This is a genomic window from Planktotalea sp. (genome assembly GCF_049680325.1).
GTDB lineage: Bacteria > Pseudomonadota > Alphaproteobacteria > Rhodobacterales > Rhodobacteraceae > Planktotalea.
On sequence record NZ_JBAUHO010000163.1, the window covers coordinates 1 to 2,804 of the forward strand.

Annotated in this window: 4 protein-coding genes; 1 reads left to right on the forward strand and 3 read right to left on the reverse strand. The window is 54.2% G+C overall.

Annotation, left to right across the window (positions count from 1 at the left end):
- The coding region (locus WBC85_RS07400) for an MFS transporter (protein WP_424434643.1) at positions 1-544 on the reverse strand (544 nt) is incomplete at its 3' end.
- On the reverse strand, positions 541-1,539 hold the full coding sequence (locus WBC85_RS07405; protein ID WP_424434646.1) for an ArsJ-associated glyceraldehyde-3-phosphate dehydrogenase: 999 nt from the start codon (positions 1,537-1,539) through the stop codon (positions 541-543). The genes WBC85_RS07405 and WBC85_RS07400, both read right to left, overlap by 4 nt.
- Positions 1,540-1,645: 106 nt before the next feature.
- Here WBC85_RS07405 and WBC85_RS07410 point away from each other — a divergent pair, with 106 nt between their 5' ends.
- Complete coding sequence (locus WBC85_RS07410; RefSeq protein ID WP_424434649.1) at positions 1,646-2,119, forward strand: REP-associated tyrosine transposase; 474 nt, start codon at positions 1,646-1,648, stop codon at positions 2,117-2,119.
- A 28-nt stretch (positions 2,120-2,147) separates the two neighbouring features.
- On the opposite strand, the gene WBC85_RS07415 is transcribed toward WBC85_RS07410, so the two are convergent.
- Entirely contained in the window at positions 2,148-2,582 is a 435-nt protein-coding gene (locus WBC85_RS07415) for a hypothetical protein (RefSeq protein WP_424434652.1), read from the reverse strand.
- Positions 2,583-2,804 lie beyond the last annotated feature (222 nt).

Consider the following 2,804-nt stretch of genomic DNA (forward strand, 5'->3'; position numbering starts at 1 on the left):
CGAGCACCGCTGCCATAACAAGAATTGCGCCTTGGAAACCGAGTGCCGCCAAGAGCGCAGCGCCAAGCAGAAAGCCAAGACCTTTAACCGCATTTTTCGACCCGGTGAGCATGGCAACCCACTTGAAAAGCGTGCCCTCCCCTTCAGGCGCGAGCGTTTTCACCGCGGCTTTGCTGCTCATCTTGGCTAGGTCTTTGGCAACGCCTGAAAGGCCCTGAACACACATAACAAAGACGACGGACGCCGTAATGCTCCACGTTGGATCAAGCTGGGTCAATGCGAGCAGCGCAACGATCTGGAGGCCAAGCCCTGCATATAGCGTTGAGGCCAAACCAAAACGCGCAGCGAGCCAACCAGCACAGAGATTAGTGATGATGCCAGCAATTTCGTACAGAACGAAGAGATAGGCCAGCTGCACCGGCGAAAAACCAAGCGCATGAAAGTGCAAAAGCACCAACATGCGCAGCGCGCCGTCCGTTAGCATGAACGCCCAATAGGCCGCTGTGACCGCTAGATAGGCCGCAAAGCCCTCTGGTTTGCTCATAAGGAGGCGGCGACCATCTGCGCCACGTCTACAAGACGATGCGCATAGCCCCACTCATTATCGTACCACGCATAAATTTTTACCTGTGTGCCGTTCACAACCATGGTGGATGGCGCGTCAACGATACTGCTGCGTGGATCGTTCGTGTAATCGGCTGACACAAGCGGACGCGTCTCATATCCCAGAACGCCTTTCAACGGTCCATTCGCCGCGGCCTCGAAAAGCGCATTAACCTCTTCGACGGTGGTTTCACGCTCAACCTCAAACACACAGTCGGTAAGGGAGGCGTTCAAAAGCGGAACGCGTACGGCATGTCCGTTCAGCTTTCCTGTCAGTTCGGGATAGATCAGCGTAATCGCAGTGGCTGAACCAGTTGTCGTTGGTATTAGTGAATTGAGCGCAGAGCGCGCACGGCGCAGATCCTTGGCAGGGCGGTCCACAATAGTTTGCGTGTTGGTGACGTCATGGATCGTTGTGATCGAACCATGCTTGATCCCGAGGTTTTCGTGAATCACCTTGACCACAGGCGCGAGGCAGTTGGTGGTACAAGAGGCCGCGGTGATGACGTTATGCACGCTCGCCTCATAGCTTTCATTGTTCACACCAAAGACGATGTTTGCTGCGCTCGCATCTTTGACAGGGGCAGACACCACAACTTTCTTTACGCCTGCCTCAAAATACGGAGCGAGCTTTGCCTGCGTTTTGAAGGCACCAGTGCAATCAATAACGACATCAACCCCATCAAGTGGCAGTTCTTGCAGGTTTTTCGTGCTGCACAGCGGGATGCGGAGCCCGTCGATTGTGATGCTTGTTGCATCATAAGAAAAATCCGCGTCCCAACGCCCGTGAACGGTGTCGAATTCAAGCAGATGAGCATGCATTTCAGGATCGCCGACAGCGTCATTCAGAAATGCGATTTGCGCGCCGCTTTCCAGCAAAGGACGAAGCGCGAGTTTACCGATGCGGCCAAGGCCATTGAGTGCGTATGTTGTCATGCTCATTCCATTAGGCATTGTTTGTAACAGAAATTTGTAAGGTGCGTGATAACATGCACGCCAGCGGGATTCACGCAATCTTAACCGCGGTTTGCCAGATTACCGCATGCCCCGTTGTAGTCGTCCGAATACTTCCGGTGCCACGATCTTCTTTTCCGTTGGATTGCGCGCGCATGGGTCAGACCTGTTGCTGCGCGAGATCACCTTGCTGCGCAGCGCCGTTCAGCAGACCCTGCGCGAACGCCCTGTCACTGTGCATGCCTGGGTCGTCTTACCCGATCATATGCATTGCATCTGGACCTTGCCCGAGGGCGATCACGACTATTCAACGCGTTGGCGGATCATCAAGGCCCGGTTTTCAAGAAATCTGCCAAAAGACCCGCTTCGCCAAAATGATGTGATCCGCCGAGAACGCGGCATCTGGCATCGTCGCTTTTGGGAGCACCACATCCGCAGCAAGACAGATTTTCACGCCCATATGGAGCACTGCTGGATGGACCCTGTCCGGCACGGCCTTGTAAAGAGGCCAGAGCATTGGGAATACACATCTTTTGCCAAGCTGAAGAAGGTGTCCGCATAGGGTGCGTAGCACCACGCACCCTATGTTTTTAAGGCTTTACGTAGGCGAACCCGTCTTCCTGCAATTCAATCAAACGCACAACACCAGAGGGCACGATCCTTGCCTCATCCAGCAAAGCAATCTCTTCGCCCTTCTTTGCGGACATATTACGATGGGTATTTCCACATGCCGCAAAACTAAGGTTGTCCATTTCCAAAGACATCATCGCAATGCGCTCCGCAACTGGCGAGGTTCCTGCAATCAGCATGTTTAGCCCCGGGCCGTAGGTTACGACCTCGACTTTTACTGTGTCACCTTGAGATTCGTAGTATTTGGTCAGGTTTTGCACGTTATTAAGCGCGATATTCATGACCTTCGGGTCATTTTCGTTCACATGCACCGCCACTTTGTGAACCATCCCTTCGGCCAGTGCCATACCAGCACTCAAAGCCAGCGCAGCAGCCGTCATTACCATCGTTTTCATCTGTAGTCCTCCCGTTGAAGCCGGAAGGCTAGCCGCAGAACGCGCGTCAAGGCAAGCGTCCATTGGGGGCAAAACCCGGCGGCGCGCGCTTTCGCGGCGCGGGTCCTGCGCGCGGTAGATTTACGAAGGGTTGTACATTTTGCAGCAGGTTCAAACGGCCCTTTGGGCATTTTGTACACTTTTAGATCAAGGCGATCCGATGCCCGCACATCACCCTGAGAC

What these genes read in the sequence shown, in the direction of transcription:
- WBC85_RS07405 (WP_424434646.1), bottom strand. Translation starts at nt 1,539, where the DNA reads ATGACAACATACGCACTCAATGGCCTTGGCCGCATCGGTAAACTCGCG.
- WBC85_RS07415 (WP_424434652.1), bottom strand. Translation starts at nt 2,582, where the DNA reads ATGAAAACGATGGTAATGACGGCTGCTGCGCTGGCTTTGAGTGCTGGT.
- WBC85_RS07410 (WP_424434649.1), top strand. Translation starts at nt 1,646, where the DNA reads ATGCCCCGTTGTAGTCGTCCGAATACTTCCGGTGCCACGATCTTCTTT.